The organism is Leifsonia lichenia (assembly GCF_054780215.1).
Genome location: NZ_BAAGWT010000008.1, coordinates 356,218 through 377,108, shown reverse-complemented (window position 1 = coordinate 377,108; position 20,891 = coordinate 356,218). Strand labels below are relative to the sequence as shown.

Genomic DNA, 20,891 nt, shown 5'->3' with positions numbered 1-20,891 from the left:
GTGGCACACTGGGCGCGTGCGCACCGGCGACCTGCTCCTGCGTCGCGGCACTGCCGTCGACGGCCGCTCCATGCTGCGCGACCTGGTGGCCGAACTGGCCTCCGTGGCGCCGGAGGACGTGCGGATCGCGGCGCGCTGCCCCGATTGCGGCGGCGAGCACGGTCGCCCCGTGGTGATGGCTCCGGATGCGGCGACCGCGGTCCGCGTCTCGCTCGCGCACGCCGGTGGCGTCACGGTGGCGGCGGCGCTGGTGGGCGGCTCGGTCGGCGTGGATGCTGAACCTCGCACGCCGCGCACGCAAGCCCAGCGCACCGAGGACGAGCTGCGCCAGTGGACCCGCATCGAGGCCGTCCTCAAGGCGGACGGCCGCGGCCTGCGGGTCGACCCGGCCGCCGTCGTGTTCGAGCAGACCGGCGACCGACTCCTCGCCTCCGTGCCCGGCGACCCGCGCCGCTACCTCGTGCGGGATGCGCCCCTCGGCGACGACCTGTTCGTCACCGTCGCGCTCGAACGGTGACGCCGGTCGCCGGGAGGGCAGGGAGCGGGAGGTCGTCCAGCCAGGCGTCGAAGAACGCATCCAGGTCGGCCCCTGTCGCCGAGGCGGCGTATGCGCGGAAGTCGTCCGTCGTCACCGTGGCGTACCGGTAGCGCTCCGTCCAGCCGCGCAGCAGCGCGAAGAACCGCTCGTCGCCGACGGTGAGGCGCAGCGCGTGCAGCAGCAATGCCCCGCGCTTGTACACGCGGTCGTCGAACATACTGGCCGCCCCCGGGTCGCCGAGCCGGATGTTCTGCGGAAGCCGGAGCAGTCCGGCGTGGAAGCGGCGCGCCAGCGTGTCTGCGTGCTCTTTGCCCGCCCGCTCCGACCACAGCCACTCCGCGTAGCAGGCGAATCCCTCGTTGAGCCAGATGTGCTTCCACGCCGCCAGTCCGACGCTGTTGCCGAACCACTGGTGCGCGAGCTCGTGCGCGATGAGGCGTTCCGAGCCGCCGGCGCCGTCCGCGTGGTTCGCACCGAAGATCGCAGCGGCCTGCGCCTCCAGCGGGATCTCGAGGTCGTCGGCGGTGACCACCACCGTGTACGCATCGAACGGATACGGCCCGAACGCCTCGGCGAAGTAGGAGAGCATCTCCGGCAGTGGCGAGAAGTCCGCCCGGACGCGCTGCTCCAGCTCGGCCGGGTACGCGAAGCCGACCGTCGCCGCCGCCGTCTCCTTCTCGGCCAGCTGGTACCGCCCCACCTGCACCGTGGCGAGGTAGGTGGCGGTCGGCACATCGCACGCGTACGTCCACGTCGCCCGCCCGGACGACACCGTGCGCTCGACCAGCTCGCCCGTCGCGACCACCGCATACGTCTGCTCCGCCGAGACCCGGATGCGGTACCGCGCCCTGTCCGACGGGTGGTCGTTGCAGGGGAACCAGGTCGGCGCACCGGACGGCTGGGCGGCCACGATCACCCCGTCCGTCAGCTCCTCCCAGCCGACGAGCCCCCACGGGCTGCGCCGAGGGGCGGGGGTTCCCGCGTACTCGATGTCCACCGTGAACGTCTCCCCGGCAGCGATCGACCGCTCCGGGGTGACGACCAGCTTCGACGCCGCCTGCCTGAACCGGGTGCGGCGACCGCCGTCGACGCTGACCTTCCCCGCCTTCAGCCGCACCAGGTCGAGGCTGAACGAGGTCAGCTCCTGGGTGGCCGTCGCGGTGATGACGGCACGCGCATCCAGTCGGTTCGTCGCCACGCGGTAGCGCAGATCCAGATCGTAGAGGTCGACGCCGTAGCCGCCGTTGCCGGAGTGCGGCAGGTACTCGTCGCCGACGCCGCGCGAGCCCGCGGTGGCGGACGTCATGAGACGGTCGCGTGGTAGTCGGCGACCTTGACCTCGCGCCACGGCCCGATCGGGTTGCCGCTCCAGCGGCTGCGATCCGGCACCAGCTCCCCGCGCATCACGAGCGACGCCGGCCCGACCGTCGCGTGCGCCCCGATCCTGGCCGCAGGGAGGATGACGCTGTGCGGCCCGAGGGTGCCGCCGGTCTCCAAGGTCACCGTGTCCATGCTCATGATTCGATCATGGAACAGGTGCGTTTGCACCACGCAGCCCCGATTCACAGTGGATGCGTCGCCCAGCCGCACCAGGTCGGCCTCCGGCAGCCAGTAGCTCTCGCACCACACCCCTCGCCCGATCCGCGCGCCCAGGCTGCGCAGCCACCAGACCAGCGCCGGCGTGCCGGACGCGGCCTGCGCGAACCATGGCGCAGCGACCATCTCGACGAACGCATCCGACACCTCGCTGCGCCACACGAACGACGACCACAGGGGATGCTCCGCCACCTGGATGCGCTGCACCAGCAGCCACTTGGCCACCGTGCTCACCGCGGCGGCGACGGCTCCGAACGCCAGCATCACGACGCCGCTCAGCAGCACAGCTGCCCACACGCCCCACGCTTCTGCGAGCGCCGTCAGCGTGAACAGCACGCCGAGCCCGATGGCGCAGGTGACGAACACGGGCACGATGCGGCACAGCTCCCACAGCGTGCGCGCGACGCGGAGCCCCGGAGACGGGCTGTACGTGCGGTTCACGTCGCCGCTCGCCGCGGTGCGCCGCAGCCGCACGGGCGGGGAGCCGAGCCAGGACGATCCGGGCTTCGACTTTCGCGGTGCAGCGGACAGCACGGCCACGAGGCCGTCCTTCGGCACCCGGTGGCCGGCGGCGGCCATGCCGGAGTTGCCGAGGAACGCCCGCGCGCCGATGTCCGAGCGGGCCACCCGTACCCGGCCGCCGCCGAGCTCGTATGACGCGACCAGCGTGTCGTCTGCGAGGAACGCGCCGTCCCTCACCCGCGTCATCGCGGGGATCAGCAGCACCGTGGATGCTTCGACGTCCCGCCCGATGTCGGCCCCGAGCATCCGGAGCCAGACGGGGGTGAACAGCGACGCGTAGAGCGGGAAGAGCAGCGTGCGGGCGAGGTCGAGCACGCGCTCTGTGGCCCAGACCGCCCAGCCGACCGCGCTGCGGACGGGGTGGACGCCCTCCTTCAGCACGAGGCCGAGCAGCCGCACGATCACCAGGATGAGCCCGGCCAGCACCACGCCGGAGACCAGGGCCGCGGGGACGAGAGCCGCCGCGGCGCGCACGGCGGCCTCCCCGATGGATGCGGACCCCGCCATCCCGAACGCCACGATCACGCCCCCTGCCGCGAACGCCACGATCGGAAGCAGCGCGACCACCACGCCGCCGACCGCGTACGCGGCCAGCCAGCGTTTGCGCAGCGGTGGGCGATCCGCCTCCCACCACGGCTCGCTCGCCCCGACGCGCACCGCGGGCGAACCCGCCCAGCGCTCACCGGAGCGCACGCGGCCGAAGACCGACGAGCCAGGATCGATCTGCGCGTTCTTGCCGATGCGCGTGCCCGGCAGCAGCGTGCTTCGCGCGCCGACCGTGCTGTTCGCTCCGATCCGGACCGCGCCGATGCGCAGCAGGTCGCCGTCGATCCAGTAGCCGGAGAGGTCCACCTCCGGCTCGATCGCCGCCCCTTCGCCGATGCGGAGCATCCCGGTGACCGGGGGCAGGGCGTGCAGGTCGACGTTCGGTCCGATGCGGGCGCCGAGCGCGCGGGCGTAGTACGAGATCCAGGGGGCTCCGGCCAGGCTGACCGCGCCCACCTGGTGCGCCACCTGCTCGGCCAGCCACAGCCGCAGGTGCACACCGCCGCCGCGCGGGTAGTCTCCGGCTCGCACGCCGGTGAGCAGCAGCCGCGCGCAGACCACCGAGATGGCCATGCGGCCGAACGGCGTCGCGAAGACGAGCAGCCCGACGATCAGGAGCCAGAGCGGTGTCGTAGGGAGGAAACCGAATCCGTCGAAGCCGCGCAGGACGGCGGACGCGGTGAGCGCGTAGAGCAGCCAGCGCACCCCGCTCAGCACGAACAACGGCACGCCGAGCACGGTCTGCAACCACTGCATCCTGGCCGGGGTCGGCGGCACGGCGTGAGTGGATGCGGCGGCCTCGTGGGCACCGGATGCGCGGGAGGCGAGCTCTGCGGCCATCGCACCCAGCCGTGGATGCGCGTAGATGTCGGCGACCGTGAACTCCGGGTCGCGCTGCCGGATGCGCGTGACGAGCTGGGCGGCGGCGAGCGAACCGCCGCCGAGGTCGAAGAAGTTGTCGTCCTCGCCGGAGACCGGGAGGCCGAGGACGGCCTGCCAGTCGGCGGCCAGTGCGGCGACGGCGGGGTCGGCGGGGTCGGCGGGGTCGGCGGCAGCGTCGGCGGTGCCGCCTGCTGCACCGTCGCCTGACGCGCCGGAGGAACCGGCCACGCCGAGGCTCGACGGCAGCGGCCACGGCAAGGCGGCCTTGTCCACCTTGCCCGAGGTGCGCGTCGGCAGCTCGCCGAGCACCGCGAGCAACGGCACCAGCGCGGCCGGCAGCTCCTCACGCAGCCGCGCGAGCGCCGCAGCCCTGTCGAACGCGGCCGGATCGACGGCGGACAGGTAGCCGACCAGGATCTGATTGCCCGCCTCCGTGGTCCGCACGGCGACAGCCGCCGCCGAGACGCCGGGAAGCTGTTGCAGGGCCGACTCGATCTCGCCCAGCTCGATCCGCCTGCCGCCGACCTTCACCTGGTCGTCGGCGCGCCCCTGGAACAGCAGGCCCGCCGGGTCGAACCGGACCAGGTCGCCGCTGCGGTACGCCCGCTCCCAGCCGAGCGTCGGGAACGGCGCGTACTTCTCTGCGTCCTTGGCAGGGTCGAGGTAGCGGGCGAGACCGACGCCGCCGATGATGAGCTCGCCCACCTCGCCGTCGCCGACCGGCTGCCCCTCCGCATCCACCACGGCCAGATCCCAGCCGTCCAGCGGCAGGCCGATCCGCACCGGTTCCCCCGGACGCAGCAACGATCCGCACGCGACCACGGTGGCCTCGGTCGGCCCGTAGGTGTTCCACACCTCGCGCCCCTCCACAGCGAGCCGGTCCACGAGCTCCGGCGGGCACGCCTCCCCGCCGAAGATCAGCAGCCGCACATTCTCCAGCGACCCCGCAGGCCACAGCGCGGCGAGGGTCGGCACCGTCGAGACGATGGTGATGCCGCGCGTCGTCAGCCACGGCCCCAGGTCCATGCCGCTGCGCACCAGCGATCGCGGCGCGGGCACCAGGCAGGCGCCGTGCCGCCAGGCCAGCCACATCTCCTCGCAGGAGGCGTCGAACGCGACCGACAGCCCGGCCAGCACCCGGTCGCCAGGGCCGATCGGCTCGTCCTGCAGGAACAGCCTGGCCTCCGCATCCACGAACGCGGCGGCGGACCGGTGGCTGACGGCGACACCCTTCGGCGTCCCCGTTGACCCGGAGGTGAAGATGACCCAGGCGTCGTCGGCGGGCGTCGGGGCCGAGATGATCGGGGTGGTGGCGGTGCTGGGATGCGCGGGGGCGCCCTCGAAGAGGTGGGCTGGCGCATCCGTGTGGTTCGGGGCGGGGGCGACGTCGAGTGCGTCGAGGGCGTCGGTCGGGTCGGTGGGGACGGTGGCGTCGGTCGGGTCGGTGGGGACGTACTCCGCGTCGCCGGTGATGATGCCGCGCACGGCCGCTTCGCCGAAGACCAGCTCGGCGCGCTCCTCGGGATCGTCCGCATCCACCGGCACGTACGCCGCGCCCGCAGCGATCACGGCCAGGATCGAGATGTACAGCTCGCGCGTGCCCGACGCCAGCCGGATGCCCACCCGGTCGCCGCGCCGCACCCCGGCCAGGGTCAGCCGCGCCGCCACCCGCACCACGGCCGCCATCAGCTCGCGGTAGCTGAGCGCGCCGCGTCCGTCCTCCAGGGCCGACGCATCCGGATGCGCTGCCGCGGTCGCGCGCAGGACATCCAGCAGCGTGCGAGGCTCGGCGGCGAACGCGCCGCGCGCCAGGATGCCCGTGCGAGCTTCGGTCACGTGTCACTCCGTCCGGAAAGGTGAGAAGACCAGAAACTAGCCGTCCGGAGTAGCCGGGAGGTGAACGACGATCAGCTCACCCCCGACAGCGCCTCCACCAGGCGCACCTTCGTCATCGACGAATACCCGACGATGCTGCGGCTGCGCGCCCGCCGCCGCAACTCGACGACTGTCAGCTCGGCGAGCACGTCGGCGGCCGGGGCTGGCGTGACAGTGGTGGATGCGCGAGCCGGGTGCTTCGCGGCTGCCGACTTCGCGGGGGCCGCCTTGGTGGGCGCTGCCTTCGTGCCCGCCGCCTTCGCAGGGGCCGTCTTAGCGGGTGCCGTCTTGGTGGGCGCCGCCTTCGTGCGCGCCGTCTTCGCAGGGGCCGACTTCGCAGGGGCCGTCTTAGCGGGTGCCGTCTTGGTGGGCGCCGTCTTCGTGCGCGCCGTCTTCGTGGGCGCCGACTTCGCAGGGGCCGCCTTCGCGGGCGCCGCCTTCGTGGGCGCCGCCTTCCTTGCGGGGGATTTCGCGGGGCCAGCGACCTTGGCGGTGACCTTCGCAGGAGCAGCCTTGCTCACAGCCACCGGCTTGCTCACCGCAGGCGCCTTCACCGCGGCTTTCTTCCCAGACGGCGCCTTCGCAGCGACCCTCTTCTCGCTGTCCTTTGCGCTGCCCTTCTTTGCGCTGCCCTTCGGCGCGCTGCCCTTCGGCGCCGGTTTGCCCGCGGACTTCGTGCGCAGCCGCTCGAACTCCGTCGCGAGTTCGTCGACCTTCTTGCGTGCCTTCTTGTCGACCTTCTTGGCCGCGCGTTTCGCGTCGGCGAGCGCCTCTTCTGCTTTCGCGAGGGCGTCGGTCGCGGCCTTCTGAAGCTTGGACTGTTTCGGCATTGCGGGCCTCCTTGGCGGATTTCCTGCTCGGCAGGCCCAGTTTTGCACAGCCGTCGGTCGAAACGGAGATGAAATGTCGCCCACTCTTTGCCTGCACGTCACACTCCGCGCGTAGCGTGCGGCCAAAGGACCAGGAGGTGGACCATGACGTACACAGAAGCTTTCGACATCGTCGACGCCGGGGAAGGACGCTGGGACATCCAGCTCCGCGAGACCCTGCTCATCGCCGGTCAGGTCTGGCGCACCGCCGCCGGATTCCTGCTCTGGGACTGGGCCGACCGCCAGTTGGGCACCTTCCCCAGCCTCGCCGAGGCGCTCCGCACCCTCTGGGCGGCGCAGTCCCGCGAGCGCCTCGTCTGACCCCGCGCCATCGAGCCCAGGGTTCTTCACCCCAAGACCGCGTTTTAAGGTGAAAAAGCCTGGGCTCGATTGCTACGTGGCGGGGAGGCCTGCGGTCAGCTCCGCGAAGACTGCTCGGGCGTCGCTGAATCGCGCGAGCTGCGCCGCCTGACCGAGCCACAGCGACTGCAGCTCCCCGATGCCGCGGCTCCCCGCTTCGGCGCGGAAGCGTCCGGTGAGCCAGTTCTGCACCGGGAACGGCGCGACCGCTCCCGCCGCCTCGATCTGCCTGACCGCCCTGTTCTCCGCCCCACGCGCCAACCGTCCGCTCATCGCCCGAGTCAGCACCGTGCGGTCGGCCGGGGTCTCGCCGATGGCTCTGCGGTGCGCATCCGTCGCCGCCGACTGACGCGTCGCCAGGAACGCCGTGCCCACCTGGACTCCGGATGCGCCAAGCGCGAAAGCCGCAGCGACACCCCGCCGATCCGCGATGCCGCCGGCCGCGATCACCGGCACGTCCACCGCATCCACCACCTGCGGGATCAGCGCGAACGACCCGACCAGCGACTCCTCCGCCCGGCGCAGGAACGACACCCGGTGCCCTGCCGCCTCCATCCCGGTCACCACGACCACGTCCACGCCGCCAGCGGCGAGGGCGACGGCCTCATCGACGGTGGTCGCAGTCCCGACCACCGCGATCCCGCGCTCGTGCGCAGCCTCCACCACCGCCGCGGGCGGCACGCCGAAGACGAAACTCAGCGCGGCCGGGGTTGCGGCGAGCGCCGCCTCGACCTGTTCGTCGAACGCCGGAAGGTAACGGCCGGGGCGGGCAGGGACATCGAGGCCGAGCTCGTCGAAGATCGGGCGAAGCGCATCCACTGCCCGGTCGAAGGCGGCGTCCGCGGAGTCCGCCGATTCGCCCGTCTCCTCGATCGGCAGCCACAGGTTGAGCGCGAACGGCCGCGAGGTCGCGGCCCGGAGTTCGGCCGCCGTCTGCTGGATGCGCGCGGCGTCGTACCCGTAAAGACCGTAGCCGCCGAGGCCGCCGAGCTCGCTCACCGTCGCGGTCAGCTCCACCGAGGACAGCCCGCCGAACGGGCCGAGGAACACCGGAACGTCGATCCCGAGCATCCCGCTGAGCGACGCGCGCTTCCCGAGCTCACCGCTCGTCCGGCCTGCGTTCATCGACGCACCTCCCGCTTTTCGACTCGTTCCTCCATCATCGTCCACTGCCGCGCGGTGGGGCGCCGGGTGCCGACCGGTGGATGCGCGGGGCCGGGCTCCCCACGGGCGGGACGTTGCACGCAGCGAGAGCCGTGTCCACACTCTTCTCCACAACTCGCGCGCCCCGCATCCACGAGATGCCAGTAACTGCGCCCCACATCACGGCTCGGCTGCAGTTACCGGTATCTCGTCGGGGCAGTCGCGCCTGAACCTCACCTGGCCGTCCAGCCCCCATCCACCAGCAGTGTCTGCCCCGAGATCAGCGATGCCCCGTCCGACGCGAGGAACACCACCGCGTCCGCGACCTCTCTCGGCTCGCCGATCCGGTGCAGGGCAGCGATCCGGTCGATCACGTCCGCTTCGAACGCGGGGTCCGCCAGCATCTCCTCCGTGCCGTCGGTGCGCACGAAGGTCGGGGCGACGCAGTTCACGCGCACACCGTGCACACCCCATTCCACGGCGAAGCTCTTGGTGAGCTGCGAGACGGCCGCCTTGCTCAGGCAGTAGACCGCCTCTCCCGGCAGCGCCACGGCGCCCGCCTGGGAGCCGATGTTCACGATCGAGCCTCCGCCGTTCGCGATCAGGTGCGCGCCGACATACTGGCTGAGGAAGAACGTCGACTTCACGTTGAGGTCGATCAGCGCGTCGAACACGTCGACCGTGTACTCCTCGACCGGCCGGTCAGGCACGCCGCCTCCCGCATTGTTGACCAGGATGTCGAGTCCGCCGAACTCCTCGATGGCCCTGTCGACGGCCGCGTAGCTCTGGGCGAGGTCGGTCACATCCATCCGAACCGGGAGCGCCCGCCTGCCGAACGCCTCGATCTCGGCCACCAGACCGGCCACCGCGTTCTCGTCGCGCACCCCCAGCGCCACGTCCGCTCCGGCCTCGGCACACGCGACCGCGATCGCGCGCCCCAGCCCGCGCGCGGCGCCCGTCACCAGGACCCGACGGCCCTCCAGCACTGTATTCATGTGTTTCCCTCCGACCAGACCGCGAATGCCGCCCTCGAAAGTCAACCACCTCGGCGGGAGCGGCGAGCGCCAGCGCCGGCGCCCGTGCGCGCGCCAGCGCCCGCCCACCCAGCCCGGCAATCCGCTACGGTCGACGAGACCGGCGCGACGCCGAGCATCCACCGGTCCGCGTTCCGTCAACCGAGCACAGGAGGAGTCAGCCGATGGTCGTCGTGCTGCCCAGCCTGATCGTCGGGCCGATCGCTATCGTCATCGGCATCCTCGTCTTCGTCTTCCGGAAGCCGATTCGCGACAGCACCGTCGACTCCGAAGGAGCTGCGCTCGGTAAGCGAGCAGGCGAACGCCTCGGACGGTTGCAGACCTCCGCGTGGGTCGGAGTGGCCGGGCTGGGCGGGGTCCTCGTCGGGGTGGTCATGGTCGTGGGTGGCCTTGCGACCCTTCTGAGCAGCGCCGGCTGAGCCGCCCATCACACCCCCAGCACAACCAACCGCTGCGTCGCCCGCGTCATCGCCACATACCGGTCCACCGCCCCCTCGATCCCATCGCCGAACCCTGCGGGCTCGAGCAGCACCACGAGGTCGAACTCCAGGCCCTTCGACAGTTCCGGCGTCAGGTACCGGATGCGCGGCGACGGCGCGAACAGGCCGGCGCCGTCTGCGGGGGCTGGCGCCGTGCCGATCACGCACGCGATGCCCTCGCCTTCCTCGTGTTCGGCGAGCCACGCATCCAGGATCGGCTGCAGGTCCGCCGCCCTGCCGTGTGTCACCGGCACGCCGCTGCTGCGGATGGAGGTGGGCACGTTCGCGTCGGGCAGCGCAGCGCGGATGACCGGCTCCGCCTCCGCCATCACCTCTTCCGGCGTGCGGTAGTTGATCGTGAGGGACGCGAGCTGGGCGTGCGGGAGGCCGATCCTGTTGAGGCGTTCCTGCCAGGTTTCGGTGAAGCCGTGCCTGGCCTGTGCGCGGTCGCCGACGATCGTGAGGCTGCGCGACGGGCAGCGGCGCAGCAGCATCTCCCATTCCGCGTCGGACAGCTCCTGCGCCTCGTCCACGATGATGTGCGCGAACGGTCCGGCAAGCAGGTCGGGGTCTGCGCCGGGCAGGGCGGCCTCGTCGATGAGGCTGTTCTGCGCGTCCGGCCTGCGCAGCATGGACATGACGAGCATCTCCGAGTCGTCGGAGGCGATGAGGTCGTCGATGACTTTCGCCATCTGCTCTTTCTCCGCCGCGATGGTCGCCGCCCGCCGCCTGGCGCGCCGGGACGCCTCCGGATCGCCGATGAGCTGGCGGGCAGCATCGAGGAACGGGAGGTCGGAGAGTGTCCAGGCCCGCGCATCCACTCGGTGCAGCAGAGCGACCTGCTCTGCATTCAGCCACGGCGCGCAGACCCTGAGGTAGGCGGGCACCGACCACAGGTCGCCGACCACGCCCACCGGGTCGAGCACCGGCCAGGCCGTCGCGAACGTCCTGGTCAGCTCCTCGTTCTGCAGCAGCGCCCTGCGCACCTGGTGCAGGGGCACCTCCTCGTCGTCGAACCCGTCGGTGAGGATGTCGAGCAGCGCCTCCCACACCTGGTCGCGCGCCTCATTGTGCGGGGTGCCGGGGTCGGCAGCGGCGAACGCCTCCGCCCACTCGGCCGGGCTCAGCCGGAGGTCGGCCCACGGCGTCTCCACCGTCAGAGCACGGGATGGGGGCGCCTCGTAGTACCGGACCGCCGCCTCCACCGCAGCCGTCAGCGCACCGGACGACTTCAGCGCCGCCACCCGCGGATCGCCCTCCGGCACCGCGGACGCGCCCTCGACGACAAGGTCTCGCATCGTGCAAATCTGCACACTCTCCTCGCCGAGGCTCGGCAGGACGTCGTCGACATAGGCGAGGTAGCCCTGGCTCGGCCCGACGAACAGCACGCCGTCGTCGCCTCGGGAGATGCGCGGGTCGGCGTACAGCAGGTAGGCCGCCCGGTGCAGCGCGACCACGGTCTTGCCCGTGCCAGGGCCGCCGTCGACCACCAGGGCGCCGCGCGAGGCGGCCCGGATGATCGCATCCTGATCGGACTGGATGGTGCTGAGCACGTCGCGCATCCGCGGCGACCTGCTGCTGCCGAGGCTGGCGATGAACGCCGACTGGTCGTCGAGGGCCGCGTCGTTCCGCAGGCCGTCCTCGGTGAAGACCTCGTCCCAGTAGTCGCTCACCCTGCCGCGGGTCCAGCGGTAGCGACGACGACTGGCGATGCCCTGTGGATGCGCGTGGGTCGCCGCGAAGAACGGCTCGGCCGCGGGGGCGCGCCAGTCGATGAGCAGCCTGCGACCATCCCTGTCCGACAGGCTCAGCCGCCCGATGTAGACGGGCTCGGAGCCGTCGTCCGGGACGATCCTGCCGAGGCAGAGGTCGAGGGTGAAGCGGCGCAGCGCCCGCAGCCGCGCGGTGAGCCGGTGGATCTCGATGTCGCGATCCAGGGCGGCCTGGCCCTCGCCGACGGGGGCGAGACGTTCGTCCGCCAGGCGGCGTTCCAACTCGGCGATCTGCTCGTCGAGACTCACGGAGATCGCGGCGAACTGGTCTTCGTCGCGGGCGATCAGGTGGGCGTCCCGCTTGGCCGCGAGGCGCTCCGGCAGGGCGAAAGCAGAGGGGCCGGGGAGCGCGGAAGCAGAGGAGGAGAGAGTCACGATGGACGATTCTCCGCCCGACCAGGGGGCTTGTGGCAAGCCCCCTGGTGTGCTATATATTAGAAGTGGCGGAGGGAGTTTTCCCTCCGTTTCGTTCGTTAACGGCCGCTCAATTCAGCAGGTCCGCGACGGCAGGTGCGAGATGCTCCGAGAACGTCGCCGTGAAGTGGTTGGGGTCGCGGTACATGATCAGGTTGTACGAGATCACCGGGCAGACGGTCGCGGTACACAGCAGGGTGGTCGGGTCGATGAGTGTCGCACCCGCCGCCACCGCGATTCGCGAGCTCAGCTTCTGGAGGTCCGCCGAAACGGCCTTTTCCCGAGGCATGGCGCACGCGCTCACATCGAAAACGTGCTCCGGCAGGCAGTCTCCTGGAGCGCTGGGCAGGACAGGCTCTGGCCCGAACACGACGACAGGGGCGGCCTTGCCGAGCTCCGTCAGGGTAGAAATGGCCGCGGGCTCCCACTGCTCGGCAAAGTTGTCGCGGAGACTCACCTTGTCGCGGTAACCGGCCGCGTAATTGTCGACGACGATGAGGTCAGGATGAAGGGAGGTGACCGCATCCATTGCTTCTGCCTGCCACCGATCGCACTCCGGCCACGCGTCGGCTGTCGCGCCGGCACTGATGCGTACGTCGACGATCGGACATCCGTTCTTCCCGACGATATAGAGCCGCCAACCCTTCTGTTTGGCGGCAGCGTCGAATGCAGGCCACCACATTCCCGCGTGGGAGTCACCCGCCAGGACCACGGTTTTGACGCCGTCTGGGTCGCCACCGCTGCACACCTGCAGCGTGGCCGCATAGCAACCGTTGGTGAAGACCGGGGCCAGGTCGCCCTCGAGATCTTCGATTGACGGCCGGGCGTTCGATGGCACCCCTGTGGGCAGGAACCCTGGCCCGGAGTCGAAACTGACGGCCCGCGGTGCGACGGGTGCTGCCCTGCCCGAGTCCAGTGGGATGGCAGCGGCGATCCCAGCCGCGCCTGCCGAGAGCACGAGTGCGGCGGCGAGGCCCGTCGCGACCACCGCCCGAGCCCGAGCCGTTCGCCTGATCCTCCCGTATCCCTGTTCGATGAAGCGGTAGCTTCCTGCCGCGAGAAGAAAGGCGAGCGCGACGAGCGCAACCCGAATCACGACCTCGTCGCCGAACACCACCATTCCGATGACGAGCACCGGCCAATGCCAGAGGTAGAGGGAATACGAGATGTCGCCGACATAGCGACTGACCTGGTTGCCGAGGAGCCAGGGCAACGGTGCGCGTCCCCCTGATCCCGATGCGATGACAAGCGCTGCGCCGACCGTCGGAACCAACGCCGCCCATCCGGGAAACGGCGTGACGACCGAGAACCGCAACGCTGATGCGAGGATCGCGGCTCCGCCGACCAGCAAAAGGGTGGCACGGACCCACTGAGGCATGTTCGCCAAACGACCATCCCGCTCAGCGCCTTCGATCGTCAGCGCTGGCCGGGGACGTGTGAACCAAGCGAGCGCACCGCCGATCGCGAGCTCCCACGCGCGGGTAGCGAGAGAGTAGTACGCCATGGGGCTGCCAGACGATGTGAGCACCACGCTCGTGGCGAGCGAGCCCAGCAGCACGACGACAAGCAACGTGAGCGCGCCTCTCCGTTTCCAGATCAGCGACGCTCCGATCAACAGCACCGGCCACAGCAGGTAGTACTGCTCTTCGACCGAGAGCGACCAGAAGTGGAGGAACGGGCTCGGCGACGTGGTCGCGAAGTACCCATCGGGGTCCATGCCGAAATTGATGTTCGCCAGCGAGAGTGTTGCCCAGGCTGCATCTCGGAGCACTTGGACGAACCGCAAGGGACCGTAGACCATCGCCGCGGCGATCAGGGTCACCAGGGTGACGGTGAGGGCGGCCGGCAGGAGGCGTCGCATCCGTCGCGCATAGAACTGACCGAGCCGGATGCTTCCGGTGGCGTCGAACTCACGCAACAAGAGCCCGGTGATGAGGAAGCCGGAGATCACGAAGAAGACGTCGACGCCGACGAAGCCGCCGCGGACAACACCCGGGAAGGCGTGATAGACGACGACGAGAACGACGGCGACGGCACGGAGGCCTTGAATATCGCCGCGGCGGGCGCGCGTGGGTGTCGTCGTCATGGGAACGCGCGTTAGTTTATCCGTGTATAGCTCCCGCGCAGAACGCGCTGCGGCATCCCGCGCGCCACCGCCCCACTCCCGCGCCTCACAGGCTGCTGACGCCCTCGCCCACCAGGATCGCGCCGATGATGAGCAGCACCCCGGCGATCAGCACCGAGTTGTTGCGGACCAGCCAGCCGCGTGCGCTGTCGAGCGGCCCGCGGACTCGCTGCTCGGCGACGAGGAACGCGACGACCACGACGATGAGCGCCAGGCAGGCGACGAGCGCGTAGAGCACGGCGATCAGGATCGTGGGGCCGACGGCGAGGTCGGCGCTCGCAATGGTGAGCCCTGCGCCGAAGCCGAAGGCGATCTCTTTGAGGTTCGCGGCCGACAGCAGCACGCCGAGCCGGGCGGCGGAGGGGACCGTGGCGTTCTCGATCGAGGCCATCCAGCCCGGCATGTCCACGTCGTCGCCGCGCCTCGGGCGTTTCAGCACCTTGACGATCGCCCAGACCATCAGTGCCAGGCCGCCCAGGATGCGCAGCGCGGCGAGCAGCAGCGAGGAGTCGTCGAACTGCGGAAGGAACTCGGCCGCGAACGCGACCGCACCGGCGACCACGGCCACCACCAGGAAGCGGCTGATCAGGAACGCCGCGGACGCCGCGCGAGCGTGCGGGGAACGGAACAGCAGGAGCACGGCGATCAGCGGCAGCGGGCTGGTCGAGACAGCGATGGCGTACGGGATGAGGTCGCCGAGCACCTGGGTCATAGTCACGATCATGGCAGGCGCGGGAGCAGCGCATCCACACCGGGGAGGTTGGGCGGCGGTCGGGCGGCGCGGTCAGGCGGTGGTCAGGCGCTCTCGTCGCCGAACCGCTCCGTGGCGTCGCGGCCCGCCGCGGTGGCCCGCTGGAGGAATTCGCCGATCAGCTCGAGCTGTTCCGTGTCGTAGCCGGAGCAGAGCTCGTCCATTCTGGCGTTCATGCCCCCGTAGAGCCGGAACATGTCTCTGCTGCGGTCGGGAAGTGCGCGCAGCAGCACCGAGCGACGGTCGGCCGGATCACGATCGCGGGCGATCCAGCCGCCCTTCTCGAGGCGGTCGAGGATGCCGGTGAGGGTCGCGGGATGCAGTCCGGCCAGCTTGGCGAGCGCGCTCGGGCCGAGAGGCCCGTCGTTCGAGATGAGGTCGAGGCAGTCGAGGTCGGTGTCGCGCAGTTCGGCGGCGACGCCCACCTGATGGTTGAGCATCGAGAGCTGCACCCGGAGGTCCCTGAGCGACTGCTTCACGGCTGCGGCCGCGCGGCGCTGGAGTCGCCGGTCGGGCAGCGAAGATGATCCTGAAGTCATATGGTATCGTTTCCGTATTATATGGTTTTCTAACCCAAGAGTAGCGGAGTCCGTATGCGTATCGTCGTTTTCGGGGCCAACGGTCCGACCGGTCGCCTCCTTGTCGAGCAGGCTCTGACCGAAGGCCACACCGTGATCGCGGTCACGCGCGACCCTGCGCGGTTCCCGCTGGAGCATCCAGCGCTCACGGTCGCGGAAGCGGACGTGCACGATGCCGCCGCGGTCACCTCCGTGATCGCGGGCGCAGACGCCGTCCTCTCCGCCCTCGGCGTCCCATACGGTCGACAGCCGATCAGCGTGTACTCCGACGGCGCGACCAACATCCTCGCCGGGATGCGCGCCAACGGCGTCCGGCGCTTCGCCTGCGTGAGCTCCAGCGCCCTCGACCCCGCGGCGGGGCCGCACGGCGGCTTCTTCTTCGAACGGGTGCTGCAGCCGGTGATCGTCAACGTGTTCGGCAAGCAGCTCTACGCGGACATGCGCCGAATGGAGTCGATCGTCTCGGCCAGCGACGTGGACTGGACCATCGTGCGCCCGTCCGGTCTGTTCGACGCGCCGGACGTGAGCGCATACGACTACGCCGAGCGGTACACACCGGGGCCGTTCACCTCGCGAGCCGACCTGGCGAACGTGCTGCTCCGTCAGGCGACCGAGGACGAGTACGCGAGGAAGATCGTCGCCGTCTCGACCTCGGCGGGAGCGCCGACCGTGCGAGAGCTCATCGTCAAGGAGGCGCTGGGGAAGAAGTGACGCGGTCAGGTTCCGCGGGCGGCTTCGCCTACGCCCGGTACTCGGGATTCTCGAAGTCGAAGCGTGTGCCGGCCGCCCACTCCTCCGGCTGGTTGCCGTGAGCGGGGAACCCGCCCGCCGCCGTGAGCATGGCGGCCAGGTGGATCAGGTTCCAGGTGGCGAACGTGACCTTGCGGTTCGTGAAGTCGTTCTCGAACCCGGCGCGCGTTCCGTCCTCCAGCTCGTCGCCGTAGCTCGGGCCGGGACCGACGTCGCCGATCCACCCGGCGTCCGCCTCCGGCGGGATGCTGTACCCGATGTGCTGCAGGCTGTAGAGGACGTTGGATGCGCAGTGCTTGATGCCGTCCTCGTTGCCGGTGATGATGCATCCACCCGCCCGGCCGTAGAAGCCCGCCTGCCCGCGATCGTTCAACTCGCCGGAGTGGGCGTAGAGGCGCTCGATGATCTTCTTGGTCTCGCTGCTGTTGTCCCCCAGCCAGATCGGTCCGGCGATCACGAGGATGTCGGCGGCCTGCACGCGCGGGAACAGGTCCGGCCAGGCGTCCTCCTCCCAGCCGTACTCGCGCATGTCCGGGTACACGCCGGACGCGATCGGATAGTCGACCGAGCGAAACTGGTCGACCTTCACCCCCTGCTTCGCCATGATGCCCGCGCTGACGTCGATCAGCCGCTGGGTGTGGCTGACTCCGGGAGAACGCGTGAGCGTGGTGTTGATGAAGAGGGCGCTGAGGGCGGAGAAGTCGGCGGGAATCGCATCCATGCGCCGGACGGTAGACGCGATGCGCGGGTGTGGCTAGTGCGGCCGGCTGCTCAGCGGCCGCCTGCTGCGCGCAGGCCCGCTCACCGCAGCACCCCGAGCGAGCGGGCCGTCGACACCGCCGCCGTGCGGGATGCGACCCCGAGCTTCGAGAAGACGTGCACCAGGTGCGACTTCACGGTGGCGTCCGTCACGTAGAGCCGGCGGGCGATCTCGGCGTTGGATGCGCCGTCCGCGACCAACTGCAGCACCTCGATTTCGCGTGCCGACAGGCTCACCCGCGGCGAGCGCAGCCGTTCCATGAGGCGGCCCGCGATGGCGGGGGCCAGCGCGCTCTCTCCGGCGGCCGCGCTGCGGATGGCGGCGATCAGGTCGCCGGGAGGGGCGTCCTTGAGGAGGTAGCCGCTCGCTCCCGCCTCCACCGCGCCGAGGATGTCGCCGTCGGTGTCGTAGTTGGTGAGCACCAGCACGTACGGCGCGGCATCCAGGGCCCGGATGCGCCTGGTCGCGTCCGCGCCGCTCTCGCCGTCCGCGAACTGCAGGTCCATCAGCACGAGTTCCGGCGCTGTGGACTCCGCGAGGGCGACGGCCTCGTCGGGCGTTCCAGCCTCGCCGATCACCTGGATGTCGTCCTCGCCCTCCAGAAGCGCCCTGATGCCCGCCCGCACGACGGGATGGTCGTCGGCGATCACGACGCGGATCATGGCGCATCCAGTCGGATCGTGACCGTCAGGGTCGTGCCGTCGCCCGGCGCGCTGTCGACACTGAGGTCACCACCGAGCTGTTCGACGCGTTCGGCGATGGCGCGGAGCCCGAACGAGTCGGAGCCCGCGGCGCGAGCGCCGACCAACTCCGGCGCGAAGCTGAACCCGTCGCCGTCGTCGGACACCGTGAGCGTGACCTCGGTGGCTGTCGCGTCGAGCAGGATCCTCGCGTGCGTGGCGTGTGCGTGCTGGCGCACGTTCGCCAGGGCGCCCTGCGCGATCCGCAACAGTGCGGTCTGCACGGTCATCGGCAGGTGACCCGTCTGCGACGCCTCCACCTCCACGCGCAACGCCCCGTCCGCGGCCGTCTGCTGCTCGGCGAGGCGCGCGAGCGCCTGCGCGAGGCCGTCGTCGAGCAGGGGCGATGCGAGCTCCCTGATGAAGCGGCGGGTGTCGGCGAGCGCTTCCGCCGCGGTTTCCCGTGCGAGCCGCACATGCTCGGCGCCCGGCCGGTCGCCGTCCGCGCGCTCCGCGGCGTGCAGCAGCAACTGGATGCTCGACAGACCCTGCGCGACCGTGTCGTGGATCTCGCGGGCGAGACGGGAACGCTCGGCGAGCATCCCCTGCTCCCGTTCGCTCTCGGCCAGGCGGTCCCTGGTGGCGACGAGTTCGGCGAGCAGCGCCTCCCGTTCGGCGGCCTCGCGGGCGAGCGCCCGGTAACCGAGGCCGATCAGGAGGGCGACCGCCGCGCCGACGATGGGGCCGATCACGCCGCCGATGGTGAAGCCGCCGTGCATCCCGAGGGCGACGATCGCCACGATGGTCGCCGCGACGACGGCTGCCGGACCGAGCAGCCCGTGGAGGACGTGCAAGTAGAGGAAGAACATCGGGAAGACGAGGTACGCCGCCTCGGGGACGAGCACGATCAGCCCGATCCAGATCACCGAGAGCCCGGCGATCCAGCACGCGGCCGCGACCCTCCTGCGTCGCTCCGGCACGAACCGCATCAGCGCGACCAGTGCGTACACGACAGCGAACGCCGCCGTGAGCGCGAGCGACGGTGCGAGCGAGGGACCGCCGACCACGAACACCCTCACCAGCACCAGCGTCAGCAGGCCGACCACGAGCAGGTGGAGGCCCGTGCGCAGCCCGACGAAGACGGGGGTGAGGGTGTTGTGCGGCATGACGCTTCCAGCGTATGCACTCGGCGCCGCGGGGGCATCCATCGAAAGTTCGAGCGCAGCATCCACAGGGCAGGCGATGACCGGCGACGGCGCAGAAAGGAGGCTGGAAGACGTGCGGGGAGGTCCTCCCTGCCGGAAAGGAATCATCGTGTTCGTCGCATGGCGGGACTTACGTTTCGCGCGGGGCCGCTTCATCCTGATCGGAGCCGTCGTCGCGCTCATCACCGTGCTCGTCGGGTTCCTCGCGGGGCTGACAGGGGGTCTGGCGTTCCAGAACGTGTCCGCCGTGCTCGACCTGCCGGGGAACCGGCTGGTGCTGCAGCAGACGGACGGGAAGTCGAGCTTCTCGGAGTCGGAGCTGTCGGAGAAGACCGTGGATGCGTGGCGCAGCGCCCCAGGGGTGAGCGAGGCCGTGCCCGTGAGCATCCTGCAGGGCCGCGCCCAGGCGGACGGGAAGACGGCCGGGGTCACCGTGTTCGGGGTGCCGGGCGACGGTTCGGCGCTCGACGGGTCGGCGCTCGACGGGTCGGCGCTCGACGGGTCGGCGCTCGGCCGGATGGCCCCGCACGCCGCCACCGAGATCGGGTTGTCGACGGGAGCCGCCGCCGACCTCGATGCGCGCGTCGGCGACAGGGTGAGCATCGCGGGGACCGCATACCGGGTCGCATCCGTCGGTGGCGACCTCTGGTACAGCCACACCCCGGTGATCGCGATGACCACCGACGCGGCAGAGGCCGCCGCCAAGCGGATGGGCGGAAGCGGTGCGGCCACTGTCCTCGCCGTGAGCGGCGACCCCGACTGGGATGCGGTCGCGAAGGCGACGGGAACGGCGGCGTTCGCGCCCCTCGCGAGCCTCACCGCACTGGAGACCTTCAAATCGGAGATCGGCTCCCTCGCACTCATGGTGGTGATGCTGTTCGGCATCTCCGCCCTGGTGGTCGGCGCGTTCTTCACCGTGTGGACCATGCAGCGCTCCGGCGACATCGCCGTGCTGAAAGCGCTGGGTGCGACGACAGGCTCGCTCGTGCGGGACGCGCTCGGGCAGGCGCTGGTGGTCCTCGTGGTCGGGATCGGCGTCGGCCTCGCGGCGGTCGTCGGACTCGGTGCGCTCGCGGGCGGCGCGCTGCCGTTCCTCATCAGCCCGCTCACCACGGTCGTACCCGCCCTGGCGATGGCCGTCCTCGGTCTCGCCGGAGCGGCCGTCGCCCTTCGGACCGTCACGTCGGCGGACCCCCTCACAGCACTCGGGAGCAACAGATGATCACCCTCGACGACGTCACCCTCACCTTCCCGGACGGCGCATCCCGCGTCACGGCAGTGGATGCGGTCACCCTGCACGGCCGTGCCGGCCGCGTCACCGGGATCACCGGCCCGTCCGGCTCGGGCAAGTCGAGCATCCTGGCCATCGCCGGAACGCTCATCCGCCCGGACTCCGGCCGTGTGCTCATCGACGGCGTGGATGCGGCCGGCCTGTCCCGCGACGAGGCGACGGCCCTCCGCCGCTCCCGCATCGGCATCGTGTTCCAGCAGTCCAACCTGCTGCCGTCCCTGACGGCCCGCGAACAGTTGCAGGTGATGGGCGAGCTCGGCGACCGCGGTGCGCGCGGGCCCCGCGGGCTGCGACGCGCGGTGCGCGGGCGGGTGGACGAACTGCTCGACGCTGTCGGGCTGAGCGGACAGGCCGACCGACGGCCGGCGCAACTGTCCGGCGGCCAGCGGCAGCGCGTCTCGATCGCCCGGGCGCTCGTGCGGGAACCGCGGGTGCTGCTCGTCGACGAGCCCACCAGCGCCCTCGACCAGGAGCGGGGCGCGGCGATCATGGACCTGATCGGGCGGCTCAGCCGCGAACTGGACACGGCGACCCTGCTGGTGACACACGACCTGGCGCACAGCGCCGCGCTCGACGAGCTGGTGACCGTGGTGGACGGACGGGTGGTGGAGACCGCGGCGACCGCTGGCGGCTCTCCACAGGGCTCTCCCCAGCCAGCGCGCATCCCGTAATCGAGATACCAGTAACTGCGCGAGATCCCGCGGGAGACGCGCAGTTGCTG

Annotated in this window: 18 protein-coding genes; 7 read left to right on the top strand and 11 right to left on the bottom strand. The window is 70.9% G+C overall.

Features of this window, described 5'->3' with window-relative positions; all coding sequences use genetic code 11:
- The first annotated feature begins 16 nt into the window (after positions 1-16).
- Positions 17-517 (top strand): 4'-phosphopantetheinyl transferase family protein, encoded by a 501-nt coding sequence (locus tag ACYVGI_RS14960; protein WP_460633382.1) that lies wholly within the window; start codon positions 17-19, stop codon positions 515-517.
- Here ACYVGI_RS14960 and ACYVGI_RS14955 read toward each other — a convergent pair.
- Both ACYVGI_RS14955 and ACYVGI_RS14950 read right to left on the bottom strand, forming a co-directional pair.
- Positions 495-1,844, bottom strand: coding sequence for a M1 family metallopeptidase (locus ACYVGI_RS14955; protein ID WP_460633381.1), 1,350 nt, complete (start codon positions 1,842-1,844; stop codon positions 495-497). The two genes, ACYVGI_RS14960 and ACYVGI_RS14955, sit on opposite strands and share 23 nt — an antisense overlap.
- Positions 1,841-5,920 (bottom strand): Pls/PosA family non-ribosomal peptide synthetase, encoded by a 4,080-nt coding sequence (locus ACYVGI_RS14950; RefSeq protein WP_460633380.1) that lies wholly within the window; start codon positions 5,918-5,920, stop codon positions 1,841-1,843. The genes ACYVGI_RS14955 and ACYVGI_RS14950 overlap by 4 nt, the downstream gene beginning before the upstream one ends.
- Positions 5,921-6,052: 132 nt before the next feature.
- On the opposite strand from ACYVGI_RS14950, the gene ACYVGI_RS14945 reads away from it, so the two are divergent.
- Together ACYVGI_RS14945 and ACYVGI_RS14940 are read left to right on the top strand one after the other, a co-directional pair.
- The gene (locus ACYVGI_RS14945; RefSeq protein WP_460633416.1) at positions 6,053-6,769 is read left to right on the top strand and encodes a pentapeptide repeat-containing protein; all 717 of its coding nucleotides are present in this window, start codon (positions 6,053-6,055) and stop codon (positions 6,767-6,769) included.
- 164 nt (positions 6,770-6,933) lie between these two features.
- Positions 6,934-7,149 carry a hypothetical protein gene (locus ACYVGI_RS14940; protein WP_460633379.1) on the top strand — a complete coding sequence of 72 codons (216 nt, stop codon included), beginning with the start codon at positions 6,934-6,936 and terminating at the stop codon, positions 7,147-7,149.
- Between the two features lie 72 nt (positions 7,150-7,221).
- Here the strand turns inward: ACYVGI_RS14940 and ACYVGI_RS14935 are convergent, their stop codons facing one another.
- Both ACYVGI_RS14935 and ACYVGI_RS14930 read right to left on the bottom strand, forming a co-directional pair.
- Positions 7,222-8,313 (bottom strand): DUF561 domain-containing protein, encoded by a 1,092-nt coding sequence (locus tag ACYVGI_RS14935; protein ID WP_460633378.1) that lies wholly within the window; start codon positions 8,311-8,313, stop codon positions 7,222-7,224.
- A 251-nt stretch (positions 8,314-8,564) separates the two neighbouring features.
- Positions 8,565-9,326: an SDR family NAD(P)-dependent oxidoreductase gene (locus ACYVGI_RS14930; RefSeq protein WP_460633377.1), complete on the bottom strand. Its 762-nt coding sequence runs from the start codon at positions 9,324-9,326 to the stop codon at positions 8,565-8,567.
- Positions 9,327-9,529: 203 nt separating this feature from the next.
- Between ACYVGI_RS14930 and ACYVGI_RS14925 the strand changes: the two genes are divergently transcribed.
- Positions 9,530-9,784 (top strand): hypothetical protein, encoded by a 255-nt coding sequence (locus tag ACYVGI_RS14925; protein WP_460633376.1) that lies wholly within the window; start codon positions 9,530-9,532, stop codon positions 9,782-9,784.
- Positions 9,785-9,792: 8 nt separating this feature from the next.
- Here the strand turns inward: ACYVGI_RS14925 and helR are convergent, their stop codons facing one another.
- From helR to ACYVGI_RS14905, 4 genes are all read right to left on the bottom strand, one after another.
- A complete protein-coding gene (helR, locus tag ACYVGI_RS14920; RefSeq protein ID WP_460633375.1) occupies positions 9,793-11,991 on the bottom strand; it encodes an RNA polymerase recycling motor ATPase HelR in 2,199 nt (732 codons plus the stop codon).
- Positions 11,992-12,100: 109 nt separating this feature from the next.
- Complete coding sequence (locus ACYVGI_RS14915; RefSeq protein ID WP_460633374.1) at positions 12,101-14,116, bottom strand: acyltransferase family protein; 2,016 nt, start codon at positions 14,114-14,116, stop codon at positions 12,101-12,103.
- 85 nt (positions 14,117-14,201) lie between these two features.
- Positions 14,202-14,867: a GAP family protein gene (locus ACYVGI_RS14910; protein ID WP_460633373.1), complete on the bottom strand. Its 666-nt coding sequence runs from the start codon at positions 14,865-14,867 to the stop codon at positions 14,202-14,204.
- An 83-nt stretch (positions 14,868-14,950) separates the two neighbouring features.
- A complete protein-coding gene (locus ACYVGI_RS14905; RefSeq protein WP_460633372.1) occupies positions 14,951-15,445 on the bottom strand; it encodes a MarR family transcriptional regulator in 495 nt (164 codons plus the stop codon).
- A 54-nt stretch (positions 15,446-15,499) separates the two neighbouring features.
- On the opposite strand from ACYVGI_RS14905, the gene ACYVGI_RS14900 reads away from it, so the two are divergent.
- Positions 15,500-16,195: an NAD(P)-dependent oxidoreductase gene (locus tag ACYVGI_RS14900; RefSeq protein ID WP_460633371.1), complete on the top strand. Its 696-nt coding sequence runs from the start codon at positions 15,500-15,502 to the stop codon at positions 16,193-16,195.
- A 28-nt stretch (positions 16,196-16,223) separates the two neighbouring features.
- Here the strand turns inward: ACYVGI_RS14900 and ACYVGI_RS14895 are convergent, their stop codons facing one another.
- The 3 genes from ACYVGI_RS14895 to ACYVGI_RS14885 form a co-directional block, all read right to left on the bottom strand.
- On the bottom strand, positions 16,224-16,955 hold the full coding sequence (locus ACYVGI_RS14895) for a flavodoxin family protein (RefSeq protein ID WP_460633370.1): 732 nt from the start codon (positions 16,953-16,955) through the stop codon (positions 16,224-16,226).
- An 80-nt stretch (positions 16,956-17,035) separates the two neighbouring features.
- On the bottom strand, positions 17,036-17,656 hold the full coding sequence (locus tag ACYVGI_RS14890; protein ID WP_460633369.1) for a response regulator: 621 nt from the start codon (positions 17,654-17,656) through the stop codon (positions 17,036-17,038).
- Complete coding sequence (locus ACYVGI_RS14885; protein WP_460633368.1) at positions 17,653-18,840, bottom strand: sensor histidine kinase; 1,188 nt, start codon at positions 18,838-18,840, stop codon at positions 17,653-17,655. Before ACYVGI_RS14885 ends, ACYVGI_RS14890 begins: the two co-directional genes overlap by 4 nt.
- Positions 18,841-18,988: 148 nt before the next feature.
- Here ACYVGI_RS14885 and ACYVGI_RS14880 point away from each other — a divergent pair, with 148 nt between their 5' ends.
- Together ACYVGI_RS14880 and ACYVGI_RS14875 are read left to right on the top strand one after the other, a co-directional pair.
- Positions 18,989-20,101: an FtsX-like permease family protein gene (locus tag ACYVGI_RS14880; RefSeq protein ID WP_460633367.1), complete on the top strand. Its 1,113-nt coding sequence runs from the start codon at positions 18,989-18,991 to the stop codon at positions 20,099-20,101.
- On the top strand, positions 20,098-20,841 hold the full coding sequence (locus ACYVGI_RS14875) for an ABC transporter ATP-binding protein (protein ID WP_460633366.1): 744 nt from the start codon (positions 20,098-20,100) through the stop codon (positions 20,839-20,841). The genes ACYVGI_RS14880 and ACYVGI_RS14875 overlap by 4 nt, the downstream gene beginning before the upstream one ends.
- The last annotated feature ends 50 nt before the right edge of the window (positions 20,842-20,891 follow it).